We start from the raw sequence: 18,614 nt of genomic DNA, 5'->3' as shown, positions 1-18,614 counted from the left end.
GTCCACAAGGACATAACCAACTACGGAGGCAAGACGCTTGATTGCGCTGTGCCGCTTTATGTTTTAAATACATACCACTTGGCCGGTGGGGTCAAGTGGATTTTTTTTCTAGTGGCCCTTACCGTTTCCAACATAGTAAGCTACACGGTAGAGATCTCCAGGTGTAAAGCCTACTGCTGCTTCCCAATCAACTCCATTTGTTGTTGGATTTGGATGAGCTTCGATACAAGACTTTACATTTGAGACTTTCTGACTCAATGCTGCAGTCATTGTTTCCCAACCACCTTCTGCTGTACCATCGCAATTCAAATCAAGAGTTGAATCCCAGAAGGCAATGTTCATACCATCAAAGCTGTTTACACGGGTAAGGTATGAAATGTATGGTGTTGTTCCATGTAATGTAAGGTCAATGTTTGTAGCAGAATCTGCAACAACAACACTTTGCCCAAAGGTGTACTTTGCAGCGCCATCAGCAGAAGCATTGTTTGACTTGATATAGCATAATTCACCCTTTGTATTCTGGAATACAATATGAAGAATACCATTTGAATCAATATCACAGGAAATGTAGTCTACCATAGTCTTGTAGTTTTTATCTGTTGAAGATAAAACATCCTGAACTTTCCATGTAGCAGCACCACCTTTTGGTGTAGTACTTAAGGCACGAGCAACTTTTAGAACACCATTGTCTGCATCGTAGTATGCAATTACAGGATAATTGGAAGTTGTCAAAGCAAGAGACAAAGACTCTCCTGTTGCTTCTGTTCTGGCAGTATCTTCAAACTGCGAAGTTGACAACTTATAATTATAATTATCAAAATATCTGTAATATCTTTCACTTCCATCTGCTGTAGTATATGTCTCATAATTCTCACAATTATAATTAGTACCATAATAATTATGATTTGTTGTAGATGGAGTTAACCTATCAGGATAATTTTCATCTTGTTCATCTGCTTTACCATCAATATTTATCCATGAAATTTCATGATAGTCGGCTGGATCTCCACCATTATAAACCCTATTATTTTCCCAAAGATATATAGTTCCAGAAGGATTATAATTACCAGCAATTTCAGAATAATGGATAGAATTGGTTACCGTATCATAATATGCAACATGAATCAGCCCATCAGTCGCATTATCAACTCGTTTAATATTCAAATTTTTAAACTGCTGTAACTGCTGATTATGATAAAACAATTCAAACCTAAATGCATTATTATCTTGTCTAGAACAATTTATTGCAGGCGCATTACTATCGTAAGCATAAAGTCCACCAGCACTTGTAGAATTTGAAGTCCAATTAAATGAATTTCCACCATGGTAATTTGCTGAATAGAAAACATTTACCTTATCCGCACCAGCAACAGAGATTGCTGTTTCTTCAGGTGGGTCATATCCATGATAAACCTGAGTTGCAGTCTGACTATTCACTGCAGCATAGTAAACGTCAGATTTAGAATAATTACTCCAAGATGCATACAAGGTTCCGTTTGTACCCATAGCCATAGAAGGATAAATCGGCAATGTACTTCCTGCAAAGTAATCACTCGTATTACTCTGCCATACGCGTACATAACGTGTATCTGTCCAATAGTCTGTAGAAGAAACATTTGCAGTGTTTTCTTTGTTATACGCTGCACTATCATTGTTATAGTTGTTTAGAGACTGTACATCATTAATCTTGACAGTCAGGTAGCCGTCTTTTGCTGTTGACGGAAGCTTAAATGTAAGAGTACTGTTACTCAAAGCAATTTCTTCCATCGCAAGAGCAGTACCTGTACCATTTTTGTTTGGAATAATACTTACAGCATACTTATTTTTTTCTGCTTCTGTTGCATCGTCAGCATACCAGCCTAAGTTAAAGCCCTCTATTATATTTCCTTCTTCACTACGCAACAAAGGAGTTGCACCCGAACGAGCACGGTTTGTGTTGTACTTAACATTACGTTTTACTCCAGTAATATACGGCACAACGTCCATTGTGTAGCTTGGCTTATGCTTTGTAGCATCTGTTGTTCCTGCTGCTGTACCTGTACTATCTGCAGATGAATTAGCTGTACCAGCTTTCTGGTCTGTTGCAACTACATTAAAGACAGCATTAAGATGAGCTACGTCACTCAGAAGTGCAGTATCTATTGCTACTGTCCAGTTTACTTTATGACCATCCTGGTTCATATAAACAGGTTCAATAGAAACTTCATAACCATCTGAACTCATTGTCTTTGATTCAACTGACCAACCGGCATTTGTACCAGTCTGGTATGTAGCCATTGCAAAGACTGTATCACTTGTTGCATTTGCAGCTTTTTTGAAGTTTGTCATAGTGAATGACAATGTCTTCAACAGTGTATCATCATAAGCAGTTCCTCTAAGAACAATCTTTCCTGAAACTTTTGGATCAGCACCATATAAAGTTCCAGCGGCTGTTCCTTCCAAATCAGCTTCAAGATCAATATGACCATTAGCAGCACTATTGTTGTAGAGACTGTTAGCACTAGCAGAAGTCCAGAAGAATGGATTTACTACAACATTTGGAGCAATACTATCTATTTGGTCTACTGTAAAGTCCTTTACTCGCAGGAATGCATACTGTGAGTTATTACCCTGAGTACATTCTTCTGTTTCATCCCAGAAGGTGAATGACATTTGCTTATTTGAACCTTCTGCACTTGAATCACCTACATCTGTTGAAGAAATCTTCCAATATGGTTTTCCAGACAGAGCATCTCCTCCTGTAAGTGTTGCAGAAATATTAAGTGTAGAAGCTTCTGAACTACGAAGAGCCGTACCCGAACCTGGTGTTCCAGTCATTGTAGTTGCAGCGTCATTGTTATTGAATACAAGTTTTACGGTTCCATTTCCACCAACAATTTCTGGAAGTACTGCAAGTCCGTTCTTAATTGTAAATGCTTTTCGGGTAGAAGATTCTTCATTCCACTTTCCAGCAACATCCTTCTTCCATGTACCAAATCCGGCTGTTGTAAGTTCGTAGGCAGCAGTACCTGTAGAACTATTTCCAGTTTTTGCGCCGATATTATATGCTTCAAACTCATTTTCTGAGAATGAACCATCTTTATTCAAATCTGTTGCAAGGAAAACTTTTGCAATTCTAGGAGAATTATTTGCAACCATTACGTTAAAGTGCTTTCCATTTACGTTACCTGCATTATCGAATGCAAGAACAACAAGTGTTGCTGGACCATCAGGCAGGTTCATAGAATTAATAGAAGCATCCCATGTCCATACAGTACCATTTCTAGTGAAGGACTCTATCATTTTATCGCCATCATCTTTTCCCTCACCAAAAGTGAACGGATTAGTTGTTTTATCACTTGCAGTATTTGTATTATCGATTACCTGTGCAATCGGGAAGTAAGCTGTGCTGCCTGTTGAGGCTGCTGTTGCTGCAGGGGTGAACGTAACATCTCCACCATTTACATCAGAAATCACTCTGAAGGTACCATCTATTTTTACAAGACCTCCAATTCGAATATGAGAATCTATCTCTGAAGCTGTAGTTGCAGTAAACTTATTAAATGCGCCTTCTCCGCCATCTTTTACAGCTCCAGCAACAGCTTTTGCATACAGTTTTTCTGGAGTATCATCAAAAGTAAGCTCTGTCATTCCTGATAAGGCTTCCTTTCCATAAGTTGTAGTTGTAACGCCAGCTGTAGTTTGAGTTACAGGGACAATCATTGGATCAAGGATTACCTGATTACCTATTGTTGTTTTTGTTGTTCCAGATTTTCTCATGTAATAGAAGACAACGTGTTTAACACCGGAACCGCCATCAAAATCATCTGAAGAACCACTTATACCAAATACATAATCATTGTTTTCTACTGTATTTTCATCATCTACGGAAAGTGTATTTCCAACCCCATCTTTTATTGCATCCAAAGAAGGAGCTCTGCTATCAAGTTTGAAGCTATAACTTGCCTTTGTTGTATGAGGAATTGAATTCTGTGAATTTACCTTATCTGTTACTTCGACATCATATGTAACAGAAGTAACTTCATCATTTATAGGAATATATACTGTATAGCCTGTTTTAGAATTCTTTGAAAGGGCAGATTTATAATGTGTTACCGCTTCGTCGCCTGTCTTTACATTAACCGTTTCTATTCCGGTTTCATCAAGCACTTCAAGAACAAGAGCCCAATAACCGCGTAGGAACATATCTGATTCATAATGCTGCTTTGCAGTAGGAGCTGTTGTTGGAGCGGCTGAAATCTTTACAGGAGTTCCATTAGTATCTGAATACTGGGCTACAATCTCACTGATTTCAGGAACATTTTTATCAATTTTGATTGAGATGACATTCTCTCCCTGAGTCCAGGCACCCATTTTTCCATTTGCATTCACAGCACATGCACGAATCTTAATATCATTTGTTCCTGTTGATGGATTCATTTTTCCATCTGAATTAAGAGGAAGTCTCCATGAGGTTCCACCAGAAGCTGCAATTCCCCACCATGAATCCATAGCACTCTTTGATTCAAAACCAAGAGTTTTAGCCACATCGTCTGTCATAGTTGCAGTTGCATATGATGTTCCCTTAATAATATTTATTACTGTGTAAGCATCTACAACTGTAAAACCATAATTACCAGTTCCAGTTCCTGCTTTACTTCTATCTTCGGAATCAAATTTGCCTGCACTTGTTGCAATCTGAAGATAAACATTCTTTACTGTTGTAGTATTAGAAGGTATTTCTGCACTACCAGTTACAGAAATTGTGCCACCAAGTGTAGTATATCCAAGAGGATTACCATTCGAATCTTTATCGTAATTTTCTGTTGTTGGATATGTTATTGTTACCTTTGGCTTATCTCCATCTGGATTATGACGAATAATCCAATCTTCTTTTATAGTATAGTTACCAAGACTATCTGTTGCCATAAAGTAAACTGGCAATGTATATACCCCATCAGAATATGCTGAAGCAAACGATTCTGCTGGTTTTGTTGTGTCATATTTATCGTAAATACCAAATGCCGGGTTACCTTTTTTGAAGATATAGCTAGCTGGTTGTGAAGTTTCTTCATCATAGACTCCATCGAAGTGGAATTCCCAGCTGCTTACTGTCTTTCCAGAAGCAAGAGAATCTTTTCCACCATTCCATGACAAACCTTTGAGATATGAAAATCTTTCTGCATCAGAAGTTTTTCCTTCCGCAGTTGAAACCTGCGCTCTTGTGGGAATAAGCCAGTAGATATTATTTAATCCGGCATTTCCGTTTTCTGCTGTAGTACCAGCAATTTTAATTGTTGCTGTTTTTTCTTCGCCATTTTCCGGAGAAGTAACTTCAATAGTAGGACCTTCATTGTCTACATAGAATGAATAGGTTGCTTTTGCTGAAAGACCAACCTTATCAAAGAATTTTACTTCTACTGAATACTGACCTGACTCCCAAGTTGATATATCAATATAATCTGTTGTCCAATCCGCTTGTGAGTTGTCATCCGTATCATTAAATTCTCCTTTTCCTTCACCAACATCCAGAGTATAACCTTCAAGTTCCCCTTCCTCTGCTCCTGTAATAGAAGTTGCTGTTGTATATTGCAATTTTACAGTTGGGCTTGCTTTAGTATCAGAAATCTTAAGAGTCATTCCTCCTATACCACTGTAGTCAGTTGCAGTAAAGTAGAATTTTACAAACTGCCTTCCAGTTCCACCTAAGATAAAACTTGAATTAAGATTTGAATTATCATTATCAATGGCATATTCATTTTTTGAGGAATCTTTTGCTAATTTCTTGGTAGAAGATTCAGTATAATATGGAAGCCCTTTTCCTACACCACTTGCAGGACTCCTACTATCAGAAAGATATTTAAATTCTGATTCATTTACAGTCTCAGGTTGTGCTGCACCATTAAGAAGAATCTTTGGATTCTTGAGATTACTTTCTGATGTTGTAGAGGCGGTTGTATAGAATTCTTTTCCTCCATTATCTTTTATGTAGATATAGAAGGTTTTCTGTCCATCTTCAGTATTACCTGGCTCATATGTAAAGTCACCTGTTGAAGCAGTATATGATTTTACACGATTTGTAACTGTTCCTGTTCCAGTATAAGGCGTGTCAGAAATTATAAATGTATCTACAGCCTTATCGGATTTTGCATCATCATCTGATATACGACCTGTGACCTGAGAGTTTGTTCCATACTTGAGAAGATATTTACTAAGTGTTGAATCATAAGTAAGGTTTGTAATATTTACCTTTGGACGGTCGGAGTCTTGGGCTATCTTTATTTCTCGTATTTCGTCTCCAGATGAGTATCCTATATTACCTGCCTGGTCGGTTGCTACAGCCTGGATATAATAGGTTCCATCATCAAGCTTTGTTGTATCAACTCCTCCAATTGTGAAGGTATAATTTCCACTGAATGAAAGAGTAACCCCTGGCAAATCAGCAAAATTATGCCAACCTGGATCATCATTTGCAAGCGTTTTAGAAGTTGTATTATAACGCAAACCAGTAATTGCAACAGCTGGTAGTACATTTGCATCGCTAATTGTTCCACTCAATGAAATTGTACCATTTACTTGAACTCCCTCAGTGTCAGCATCTGCATCATCAGGTGCGGTGAGTTTTACAGTTGGACCAGTTGTATCAACTATAACAGTTCCTACTGGTACAGTTTGTGTATTTCCTGAACCTGCACAATCTATAACAAAAGCAGAAACACTTTTGCTTCCATCATCAGCAGAACCGAACACCTCATCTGCTTTTATCTCAACAGACCAGGTACGATTGTGATCACCTTTATCTCCATACAAAGTGAGAATTCCATTTGTGGTGTCACCTACTTTTATCTCTTTTCCATTTGACTTAATAACAAGGCCATATACACCTGCATCGTCATCTCTTGCGGTTCCACTAAATATAATTGTGCTACCTTCTTCCGCATTTGTATATTTGATTTCTGTAGAATCAGCTTCTGCAGTTGGAAGTTCTGTATCAACATTAAGAGATGCATTGTAATATATACGGCCTTCTTCAGATGCATAGTCGCCTACATTTCCTACAATAATAGTATCCAATGCTGCATTACCTGCATTATCTTCAGCAACAAGGATAAGATAGTTTGTTCCTTCTGTAAAACCAGAGAGAATTGATGAATAATTTGTAGTTATATTTTCATAATACTTATTATCTATTTTTTTATCAGAATTTACTACATATACTGTATCATCAGTTGAATCATTATCATCGTCAATTGTGTTTATTGCAATTTTTCCAGAAGAAGCAATTGTTTTTTCAGGAATTTTACCTGTTGTTGAATTAAAGAATACGCGTTTTGTTTCTTCCTCGTCTGAAGTAAGAGGTGCAAAGTAACCTGTATATCCGTTTTCTCCACCATTTGTAGTATAATTTGAATTTGCAAGGAAATCTTCTGCCTTGGTCTTTAATTCTGAATATGACATTGTTGTAGATCCAGCATTTATTACTTTATAGTAAATCATCTTCACGCCACTACCAGAATCATCAAAACGTCCACGGACTTTTATAGTATTTGCGTTTCCATAAGTATTTTCACTGTATTTACCGCCAACATTCTTATCATCTTCTGTTAATACTGAAATATCATCATTGTTATTGTCGCCAATACGGAAATACAAATCTTTATGCTTATCATCGAGTGCATGAATACCTTTTGGTGCAAGATCATCAACTTTTACAGAAATAGTTATTTCTGTTCCATTATTATATTTGTTTCCTGCTTTATCTGTTATAGACAGTTTAATTGTTTTTTCTGTATCTGTAGAAGCAAATGTAATAGGGAAGCTCCAGCCTGCAGACTCGACAGGATCCAGTTCAGTACCATCTATTGAACAAGTAACAGACTTTACACTACTTGTATCATCTTTAGCAATTCCCGAAATAGTAAATGTATCACCCAAAGTTGTGCTTATAAAGTATTCATTGTCAGATTTCTGATATACACCCTTGCCATTTGCTGACTTAATGCTAATGCTTTCAAACTCAGGCTCATCTATATCCATCATGATTGTAATATCAGGAATAGAGGCATTTGGGATTGCTTTTGCCGGAGAACAAAGGTTCTTTCCAGAAATCGTAAGTTTTTTACTCTTTGTTAATAGGTTACCATTTGCATCCTTATTAAATACAGTATTTAGTTTTGCAGTTGAGAATTCAGCCTTCCAGTATTTTATACTAGCCTTATCAGTTATTGTGCCATAGGTTTTCCAATCAGATTCAGCCACATCTTCCAGACTCTTTGGATTTGCTGCATTTACAGCTTCTGCATAATACTTGATTTCAGCATTTTGAGTACCTAATGAGAGCACAAGTTCATCTACACCGCTCTGGTTATCTTTATATTCACCAGTAAGCACCAAAGAATTATTTGATGTAGATTTATTGATGTAAATCATATTTTGAGAATTAGCCACACTAAATTCAGGCGCACTGATATCAATTTTTACAGTCTTCGTTATTTCACTCTTATTTCCAACATTATCAATTGCACGGATTATAAGAGAATTTGTACCTTCTGCAAATGTTACGTTACGCTTATATGTTTCATCTGTAGTAGATTGTGATGATTGCTGTGGTGTAAGAGGTGTACCTTCACCGCCATTAAGAGAATATTCTATTGATAAAAGACCAGATTTATAATCATTAGTTCCATCATTAGCGGTTACTAATAAAGACAATGTATCTGTCTGATACCACTTATTATCAGCAATATCTTCTTGAGTTTGATTCAATACAAATTTTTGGGTTGTTATTGTTGGTGCTGTCTTATCAAGTTTGTAGGTAGCTGTTTTTACACCGACACTACCATTCTTATCTTTTACAAAATATTTAATTTTGTATTCACCATCTGCTTTTGTAGAATCAATCGTATAATAATCATATGCTGTTGTTGTTCCAGCTGCGGTTGTTCTTGGTGATTCAGAAGTCTTCTCTACAATTGGATCTGCATTGTCAAAATCTGGATCTGTATTCGATGTTGTAATTTCTTTCCTTCGAATTTCAAAAGGTTCTTCTGTTGAATCAATTGAAATTTTTACTTTTAACGGAGCTTTTATTGCACTTTCAGTAACAGAAGTTGATGTTGTAATATATTTATCATTGTCAAGTGTAAGGACAGGAGCTGCTGGTGCAACCTGAATAAAGAAAGGATCGGCCATTTCTCGAATATTACCATAAATATCCTCTACATCTATCCAAACTGCATAGAAACCTGCTGTTGTAAGAGGGGTTGAAAAGTTAAATTCTTGCACAGGAGTAAGTTCTGCACTTTGAACTCCAGTACGAGCAAGATTACTTACATCATCTCCATCTGCTATCTTTCTAATTGCAAATGTATATCTCTTAACACCATCGTCATCAATAAATTTTAAGCGAAGTTTATCATTTTCATTATAAATATTCTTTCTATTAGTATTTGTACTGTCAGTGATTTGTGGATAAGTATATGTTAGAGATTTTGTTGTGGCATTTTCTGGTATAACGATATATGGCTTATCTGTATCCTGATCAATACGATAAGGTCTTGTATTTTCAGGTACTGTTTCTGAAACCTTATATACCTGTGGTGTACCATCATCATCTTTAGCAACTACATTATATACCGATTTGTTTCCTGCTCGGTCATATGCTGTAACACGAATTATTACAGTATTATCTGTATCATCTATGAGAGATGAATTTGTCGTATCAACATTTTTAATTGTTTCTGACAATGACGTAATTCCACTCTTAATATTTACTACATTGTCAACATGTACAAATTCAACCTTTGGTTTTCTTTTACTTGTATCAACAATATCTTTTGCATCGTTAAATGATACTTTAAATGAAACTTTACCATTCAGATAATAGTTTCCATCTGTAGATTCATCTTCATCATATTTCTTTGCAACAGGAGTTAAACTACTAACTTCAACAACAGGACCATCTGTATCATAAACTACTGTTTTTCTTACCCAGGCAGAAGAACCATTGTTTGCATAGATAGTTAATTCGTGCTGATCGGAAGTTCCAAGATTTGTACCTGTAATTGCTAAATCTGTAAATGTATAGATAGAAGAACCAACTTCATAATTAAGATTAGCTTTTGTATAAATTGGATGCTGTTCATCGTTATCTATTAACACTTTGAATTCAATACCATCTAATGAAGATGCATTTTCATATGGAGCTTTAAAATCAATTGTTCCAGACAAAGTAAGCACTGAAGGGGTTTCTGTATCTACAGCATACTTTGGCATGTATATAATTGAATCTGTATTAGCTTCTGAATTAAGCTTATAATAAGTTACATTAACTTCTGGAGCACCACCAGCATTTGCAATATGAATTGGATATCCTGTTAAATCTGAAGAAAGGCTTTCTGGAATAAGAGGATTACCCCTTGTACTACCTATCTTATCATAACCTTCAACAACAACAAGATAATCTTTTGAGGTCTTTAATTTATAACTTTCAACTGTTTCACCAGCTTCATTACATAAAGACTTTCCTGTATCAATAGTAATTGCAATTTTATAAGATGAGGCACCCTTAATATCCATATCATCAGGAGAGAGATACATTTTTGGAGCGCCAGACTTAATTACTGGAGTTGTACTTGAATTGTATTCTGCTTCAATAAAGTAAACTTTAAGAGAGTCCTTATCTATTGGATACGAATCAAGACCTGGCTCAACATCAATACTAATACCAGCACCATGAAAGGTTACAAAACCAGACTCTTCATCTGCAGGAGTTTCTCGTGCCTTCCAGCTGGCAAGTTTAAAGGTTGGATTATTTTTTGGATTCAAGAAGAATTGACCTGTACCCTTCTTGAGTTTTGTGAGAAGGTCTTTGACGGTTTTGGTGTCGGTGGCGGCACGACTGCTGGTGCCGTTGAGAACGGAGTACAGTTCTGTTACCTTGTAATCTGCAATGCTTGAAGAAGCTATTTCATTATACAGATAGTAGTAATTTGCGCAGTTTCCGTTTTTGTCTGCGGCCTGCTGGTCTGAACCGTCTGCAGGATATCTTTGTGCAGCATCGTATGCTTCAATAGAACAATAGAAGCGCTTTTTATCTTCTACTGTGTTTCCATAAATTGCGTTATAAGCTTCGTCTCCCCATTTTGCTGCATCGAGGGCAATTGAGAGAGGAACGTTTTTGAGAGTTATTGTATGAATGAGGTTTGTTTTTCCAGGGTCTGAATAAATTTTTACATCAATATGATCAATGTTGTTATCGTCGGCAGCGCGACCTTCGAGTGTAAGAATTTTACCATAAGTGTCGATTGAGCTTTCGTCTGTTGTAGAGATATCTGTAGCAGGGCGCTGTAAAATAAGAAGAGGAGGTGTATTATCGATTGTGAAGGTTGTACTTTGAGTTGTTGTACGGCCGGTTGCATCTTTAATTGTAACTACGGCCTGATAGGTTCCGTCTGTTACTGGTTTTGATTTAGCAGGAATTTCGGCTGTCCAGGTTCCAGAACCACGCTTATCTTTACTTTCTACAAACTCACCGGCGAATTCCAGTGAGGAACCTTTTCCGTCTGTGCGGTCGAGTTTGATGGAGATTGTATCGATTGCTCCGTCGTCTGACCAGATACCTCTGATGGCGAAATTATCGCGTATTATTGCATCTACCGGAGGTGTTACTATATCAAGTGCTGGAGGCTCGGTATCTACGGCCGCACCCAGACCTATTTCACAGGAAATAGTAAAAAGAGATATAAGCGCCAATAAGGCAATAGTAATTTTCTTCATATCAACACCTCATAATTAATGCTAATACTTTTTTCAATAATAAACCCTATCTATATATATCGACACCTCTCCCTATTATCTTAACCCATAATATATTAAGACCTTTTGACAAAAAAGCAAGTTTAAAAAAGTTAAATAAACGCAAATTTCTCGGATTACAACGTTGTAGTGAGTTTTTTTTTACTTTAAAAAGGGTAAGATTTTTCTTATTTTTGATATTCCGGCGGCAGTTTCTCTTTCTTTAACACTGACCGCCGGCCTTTCAGGCTTTATTTTTGAATAATTCCGCGCATTTCTTCTATATTATGGTAACCTTTGCGCTTCATAAAGGCACTTAGGCCATCTATGATTTCTACCATTGCGTTTGGATTTGCAAAGGTTGCGGTTCCTACCTGAACGGCTGATGCTCCGGCCATAATGAACTCTACGGCGTCTTCCCAGGTTGCAACTCCGCCAATGGCAATTACCGGAACGCGCTTTTCGGCAGGCAGTTTATTGATTGCTTCTACCACTTCGTAAACAAGGCGCACGGCGATTGGGCGAACGGCTGGGCCGCCAAAACCTGCCTTGAGTTTGTCGAATACTGGAACACCACGTTCAATATCGATTGCGATTCCCTGGAAACTGTTACAAAGACTGATTGCATCTGCTCCGGCTTCTATGCAGGCAAGGGCTACCGGTACGAGCTCCTGTGACTGTGGTGTAAGTTTTACGATGAGAGGCTTGGTGGTTACGGCCCGTACAGCGCGAACGGCTTGTTCTGCACCTACGCAGGTCATTCCAAAAGCAGCTCCGCCGGCACTTACGTTAGGGCAGGAAATGTTGAGTTCTATTACAGGGACGTCTGTTGCATCCAGAAGCTTTGCGCCTTCTACGTAAGTTTCTATAGAAGAACCCGAAAGGTTTGCGATTGCAACTGGTTTTAGTGCGAGCATTTCCGGGAGTTCGTGTTCTATAAAATGTGGGATTCCAGGGTTCTGAAGTCCGATGCTGTTCATGAGTCCACTTGGAGTTTCGTGAAGGCGAATTCCGTCGTTACCCTGGCGTGGCTCGAGAGTGAGCCCCTTGCTTGAGATTCCACCGAGGCGATTAACGTCAAACAGAGTTTTGTATTCTACACCAAAGCCAAAGGTTCCAGAACTTCCGATTACCGGGTTAGGGAACTTTACGCCTTTAATTGTTACGCTGAGATCCGGTTCCTGATTTTCCGGGAGAGGTTCACGGCGTGGCTGAACTTTGATTCCTGCCACTTCTGTAACAGGATTAAATAGAAGAATGTCGCCATCAAAAACAGGACCTTCTTTACAACAGCGCTTTTTGCCTTCTGTTGTATCGATTACGCAGCCAAGGCACACCCCTACTCCGCAGGCCATGTGAGCTTCCATACTAAGCCAGCACTTTACTCCAACAGCACGGCAGATTTTCTGAATATAAGCGAGCATTGGAGTTGGGCCGCAGGCGAATACTTCTGTGTAGTTGCCCTGGCGCAAGGTATCTTCTGTGAGGGCAGCGGGGAGCATTCCGTGAACGCCTACACTGCCATCATCTGTTGTAATTACAAGTTTGTTTGCTTTAAGATTTTCAAGACCGTAGCTGCCACTTTTGAAGGAAGCGTAGAAGTCGTATGAACCTTCCGGCAAAGTCTCAGCAAAACCGGCTACAGGGGCTACGCCAATGCCGCCGCCGATGATGAGTACTTTTCCGCGAACTGCGGTGGTTTCGACAGGCTCAACCACCGTAGATTTCGGCTCAACCACCGGAGCAGGGAATCTGTTTCCGCATGGGCCGATAAGGTTTATAAGGTCGCCAAAATCAAGCGAGCAGAGTTCTTTTGTTCCCTTACCCTTGAGCAAAATCAAAAAGGTGAGCTCTACGCGGCTTCCTTCTTCTTCACTTAAAACTTCTGAATGATAAACACTGATCGGGCGTCCAAGAAGAACATCTGACCGAACTGCATGAAGCATGTAAAACTGTCCAGCTGCCGGCTCCTGTGAACCTGCCTCCAGCAAAACCTTCAATGAATAAACGCTTCCAAAAGGAACTGCTCCCACAACCGGAGCACATTCACTAACAACACCTTTTGCAAAAACTGGATATGGAACACCCTGACAATCCTTAAACATGTAATAAACCTCGCTTATCTTTGGTTATTTACAATACTGTCAAAAGGGGATTTTTTCAATTATATATTGTATAATAATTCAAAATCTAAAAAAGTAGGTTATAACCATGTCTATTATTTATACTAAAAAGTTTATGAAAGCAGTCTCTCTGTTTTCTTTATTTGCCACAATTCTTCTGACTGCGCGAACAGGAATGCGCATCTTTGATATTATTGTTAATCATTCTGAATATGAAGTTTTACCAAAAGCCCTGTATACCAGATATGTCAGCATAATTATAAATAACTGTATTTTTATTGGAATTTTTATATTTCTGATTTTTAAGCCTCAGAAATTTATTCTAATTGGATTAATGGCCTTATTCTATTCTTTTGATGCTCTTTTGACTAATTCTCAACAGCCTTATATGGGAATTCCAATGTTTGCTTTATGCGTTGCAACCTTTGTAATCCGCGGCTTCTTTTTGAAAAATACAAAACTTAAGATTTTTATTTTTGCTGCAGTCTATATTATTTGTCTGATAGCTCCTGTTTTTTATGATGAACAATTTACTGAACATCTGATTACAAAAATTGCTATTTCTTTTGTCATCACAATTTTTGTATTCTTCTTTGCTGAATATGCAAAACAAATGTCATACAAGATGGCTACAAAAGATAAGGTTTTAAACATTGCTTCCTTCAAAGGACTTGAACGCAGCGATATGTATCTTCTTCAGCAAGTTCTTGATAATAAGAAATATAAAGAAATTGCGCGGAGCATTAATGGAAGTGAAGGAGCCCTGCGCAATAAACTTAGTAAGATTTATAAGATTTTAGAAGTTGGCGACCGAACCGGTTTTCTGACAATTTATTCCGGCTACGAATTAATTTATGAGCCGGAATTTGAAAACTCAACTAAAGACTAGCCTTAGCGCCAAGCAGGTCGTTCTTGCTGAACAGGCTTGCACGAGCGGCACTTGCAGCAATATCTTCAAGCTTTAATGTACCGTTGTCGCGGGCTGCGGCAATCTCTTCATCTTTTTTCCATGCACAAAGGATTCCGCGGCTTGAGTTTACTGTACCGCCGGCCTTGTCGAGCAAGGTTGCAGCAATACGTGCAGCACCACCCTGAGCACCGTAACCTGGAATAAGGAAGAAGGTGTTTGCATATTTATCGCGGAGCCAGCGGGCATCATCTTCCTGAGTAGCACCAACAACTGCACCAAAAATACCACAAGTCTGGTCATTATAATCTGCACACGAATATCTGAACTCATCACCAATGCGCTCAATTTCGGCACCAACGCGTTCAAGCAAAAGGCCGCCTTCTTCGAGCTTCTGGTGTTCAATGTCTGTCATTCCAGGGTTACTTGTACAAAGCAGAACAAAGGCACCTTTACCGCCCTGCTCCGGCGCACTGTATTTTGTGAACGGCTGAAGAGTATCAAAACCCATGTATGGATTTATTGTAATGATATCTGTTTCAAAATCACCAGTAAAATGAGCACGAGCATAGGCATCTGAAGTAGCTCCAATGTCACCGCGTTTAATATCAGAAATTGCGATGAGACCTGTTGAGCGAATGTACTTTAAGGTTTCTGAATATACCTTCATTCCTTCGAGCCCCATTGCTTCATAATAAGCAATCTGAACCTTAAAACAGCAGGCAGATTTATCAGCTACAACGCGGTCAATAATTGCTTTATTATAAGCAAGCACAGCGGCTGCCGGTGACTCATACTGAGCACGAATGTTTTCTGGAATATAAGAAGGATCTGTATCAAGGCCAACGCAAAGCGGACCATTTTTCAGTGAAAGCTCCTGAAGGAGCTGCATGTTATGTTTACTCATGTGGATAATATAACATAAAAAAAGGCTGCCCGCAATAAACGAGCAGCCTTCTATAGTGGTTTCGATACGCCCTACGGACTACTCAACCACCGAGTGTTATAAAGCTATTATTTCTTAGCCTTGATAACAGCCTGTGCACCAGCAAGACGAGCGAGTGGTACGCGGAATGGTGAACAAGATACGTAGTTCAAACCAATCTTGTAGCAGAGAGCGATAGAAGCTGGGTCTCCACCATGCTCACCACAGATACCAAGGTGGAGGTTCTTCTTAACTGAACGTCCCTTAGCTTCTGCGATTTCCATAAGAGCACCTGGACCATCTGGATCAAGTGTAGCAAATGGATCGTCTTCGAGGATTCTCTGATCGAGGTAAGATTCGATGAACTTACCATAGTCATCACGGCTGAAACCGAATGTTGTCTGAGAAAGGTCGTTTGTACCGAATGAGAAGAAGTCAGCGAACTGAGCAACCTTGTCAGCGATAAGAGCAGTTCTTGGGAATTCAACCATAGAACCGATAGCAAACTTAAGTTTTGTTCCACACTCTTCGTTTACTTTTGCAATTACAGCTTCTGCCTGTCCACGGATCTGTTCAACTTCGCGGTAAGAAACAACGTTAGGAATCATGATCTGTACTTCGTGAGCAACGCCTTCCTTGTCCAACTGAGCTGTTGCGCGAGCAATAGCTTCAACCTGCATTTCGTAGATTTCTGGATAAGTGATAGCAAGACGACATCCACGGTGTCCGAGCATTGGGTTGTGTTCGTCAAGAGCAGCAACCTTAGCAGCAAGAACAGCTGGCTTCATCTCGAGTTTTTCAGCGAGAGCCTTGAGCTGATCCTTAGATTCAGCCTGGATGAACTCGTTGAGAGGTGGGTCAAGGAGACGAATTGTTACTGGGTAACCCTTCATAGCCTTGATGATTTCGTAGAAGTCTTTCTGCTGATATGGAAGAATCTTAGAAAGGTTCTTCTTGCGATCGTCTGTGTTTTCAGAAACGATCATCTTCTGGAATGCAGTAAGTTTTGGTTCGTCGAAGAACATGTGTTCTGTACGGCAGAGACCAATACCCTTTGCACCGAAGCGGAATGCATCTTCAGCATTCTTTGGTGTATCACCGTTAGCGAATACATCGAATCCCTTAACCTTCTGTCCAGAAGCAGTTGTACGTGTAGACTTAGCGCGAACTTCGTCTGCCCAACCAAGGAATGTTTCGAGGTCGCCAGAGATAGTAGCAGGTTTTACAGCAACCTGTCCTTCGTATACTTTACCTGTAGCACCATCGATTGTGAGGAAGTCACCTTCCTTATATGATTTGCCTTTTACAACGATTGTCTTAGCATCTTTGAATGTAACATCAGAACATCCACAAACACAAGGAGTACCCATACCACGAGCAACTACGGCAGCGTGTGATGTACGTCCACCTGTAGAAGTCAAGATACCCTGAGCAACAGCCATACCTGCGATGTCATCTGGAGAAGTTTCCTTACGAACGAGGAGAACCTTCTTTCCAGCCTTTGCCCAAGCTTCAGCTTCGTCAGCTGTGAATACAATCTGACCACATCCAGCTCCAGGTGATGCGTTAAGACCAGCAGCGATTTCTGTAGCCTTCTTTACAGCTTCCTTGTCCAACTGTGGGAGGAGGAGCTGGTTGAGCTGCTCTGGTTCTACGCGGAGGAGAGCCTGCTCTTTTGTGATGAGCTTTTCAGCTACCATGTCTACAGCCATCTTTACAGCAGCTGCACCAGTTCTCTTACCATTGCGGCACTGGAGCATATAGAGTTTACCTTCTTCAACTGTGAACTCCATATCCTGCATATCGTGATAGTGCTTTTCGAGACGAGCACGGATCTTGCAGAGCTGGTCATAAACCTTTGGATTTTCTTTTTCGAGCTGTGAAAGTTTCTGTGGAGTACGAATACCTGCAACAACGTCTTCACCCTGAGCGTTCATAAGGTATTCACCCATGAATACGTTCTCACCAGTTGAAGGGTCGCGAGAGAAACATACACCAGTACCAGAAGTGTTACCCTTGTTACCGAATACCATTGCCATTACAGAAACGGCTGTACCCTTAAGAGCACCTTCCTTAATGTTGTTGAGCTTGCGGTACTTAATAGCACGTGGGTTCATCCAAGAACCGAATACGGCACCGATAGCACCCCACATCTGTACTTTAGCATCCTGAGGGAAGTCTTCACCCTTCTCCTTCTTGTACATCTTCTTGTATTCTTCAACGATCTTCTTGAGTTCGTCTACGTTCAATTCTGGGTCATCTTTGATTCCACGAATCTTCTTTACTTTCTCGATGATTGCTTCGAACTTGTCATGATCAACGCCCATTGCAACATCACCGTACATCTGAATAAAGCGGCGGTAAGCATCCCAAGCGAAACGTTCGTTACCAGTTTTTGCAGCAAGACCAAGAACAGCCTTGTCGTTAAGACCGAGGTTGAGGATTGTATCCATCATACCTGGCATAGAAATAGCAGCACCTGAGCGAACAGATACGAGAAGAGGATCCTTCTCATCACCGAGCTTCTTGCCCATTGCCTTTTCAAGCTTAGCAAGATATTCATCAACTTCTGCTTTCAAACCAGCTGGGTACTTACGACCGAGCTTGTAGAATTCCTGACAAACATCTGTTGTGATTGTGAATCCAGGTGGAACTGGAAGACTTAAAGGTTTCTTTGCCATCTGAGCAAGGTTTGCACCTTTACCACCGAGTTCAGCGCGCATTGACTCATCGCCGTCAGCGTCGCCGTTACCGAAAAAGTAAACATACTTTGTTGCCATTGATTTTACTCCATATCAATAAAAAGATTTTCAATGTTAATAGATGTATTTTATAGTAGAATTAATTTACAGTCAATCTGTTAAACACTGTGTCAAGAGGATAA

Annotated in this window: 5 protein-coding genes; 1 reads left to right on the top strand and 4 read right to left on the bottom strand. The window is 39.4% G+C overall.

Features of this window, described 5'->3' with window-relative positions; translation table 11 throughout:
• Nucleotides 1-108: 108 nt before the first annotated feature.
• Nucleotides 109-11,757 (bottom strand): Ig-like domain-containing protein, encoded by an 11,649-nt coding sequence (locus tag BM161_RS12200; RefSeq protein WP_074933108.1) that lies wholly within the window; start codon nt 11,755-11,757, stop codon nt 109-111.
• Nucleotides 11,758-12,026: 269 nt separating this feature from the next.
• On the bottom strand, nt 12,027-13,880 hold the full coding sequence (locus BM161_RS12195) for a dihydroorotate dehydrogenase (RefSeq protein ID WP_074933106.1): 1,854 nt from the start codon (nt 13,878-13,880) through the stop codon (nt 12,027-12,029).
• A 133-nt stretch (nt 13,881-14,013) separates the two neighbouring features.
• Between BM161_RS12195 and BM161_RS12190 the strand changes: the two genes are divergently transcribed.
• Nucleotides 14,014-14,787 carry a hypothetical protein gene (locus BM161_RS12190; protein WP_143090566.1) on the top strand — a complete coding sequence of 258 codons (774 nt, stop codon included), beginning with the start codon at nt 14,014-14,016 and terminating at the stop codon, nt 14,785-14,787.
• Here BM161_RS12190 and pyrF read toward each other — a convergent pair.
• Complete coding sequence (gene pyrF / locus BM161_RS12185) at nt 14,777-15,712, bottom strand: orotidine-5'-phosphate decarboxylase (protein WP_074933101.1); 936 nt, start codon at nt 15,710-15,712, stop codon at nt 14,777-14,779. The genes BM161_RS12190 and pyrF overlap by 11 nt on opposite strands.
• Before the next feature lie 107 nt (nt 15,713-15,819).
• Nucleotides 15,820-18,510, bottom strand: coding sequence for a pyruvate, phosphate dikinase (gene ppdK, locus BM161_RS12180; RefSeq protein WP_074933099.1), 2,691 nt, complete (start codon nt 18,508-18,510; stop codon nt 15,820-15,822).
• Nucleotides 18,511-18,614: the final 104 nt, after the last annotated feature.

Source organism: Treponema bryantii (genome assembly GCF_900113965.1).
In the GTDB taxonomy this organism is placed as follows: domain Bacteria; phylum Spirochaetota; class Spirochaetia; order Treponematales; family Treponemataceae; genus Treponema_D; species Treponema_D bryantii_A.
Note: the sequence above shows the minus strand (reverse complement) of the source record. Positions and strands in the feature narration are given on the sequence as shown.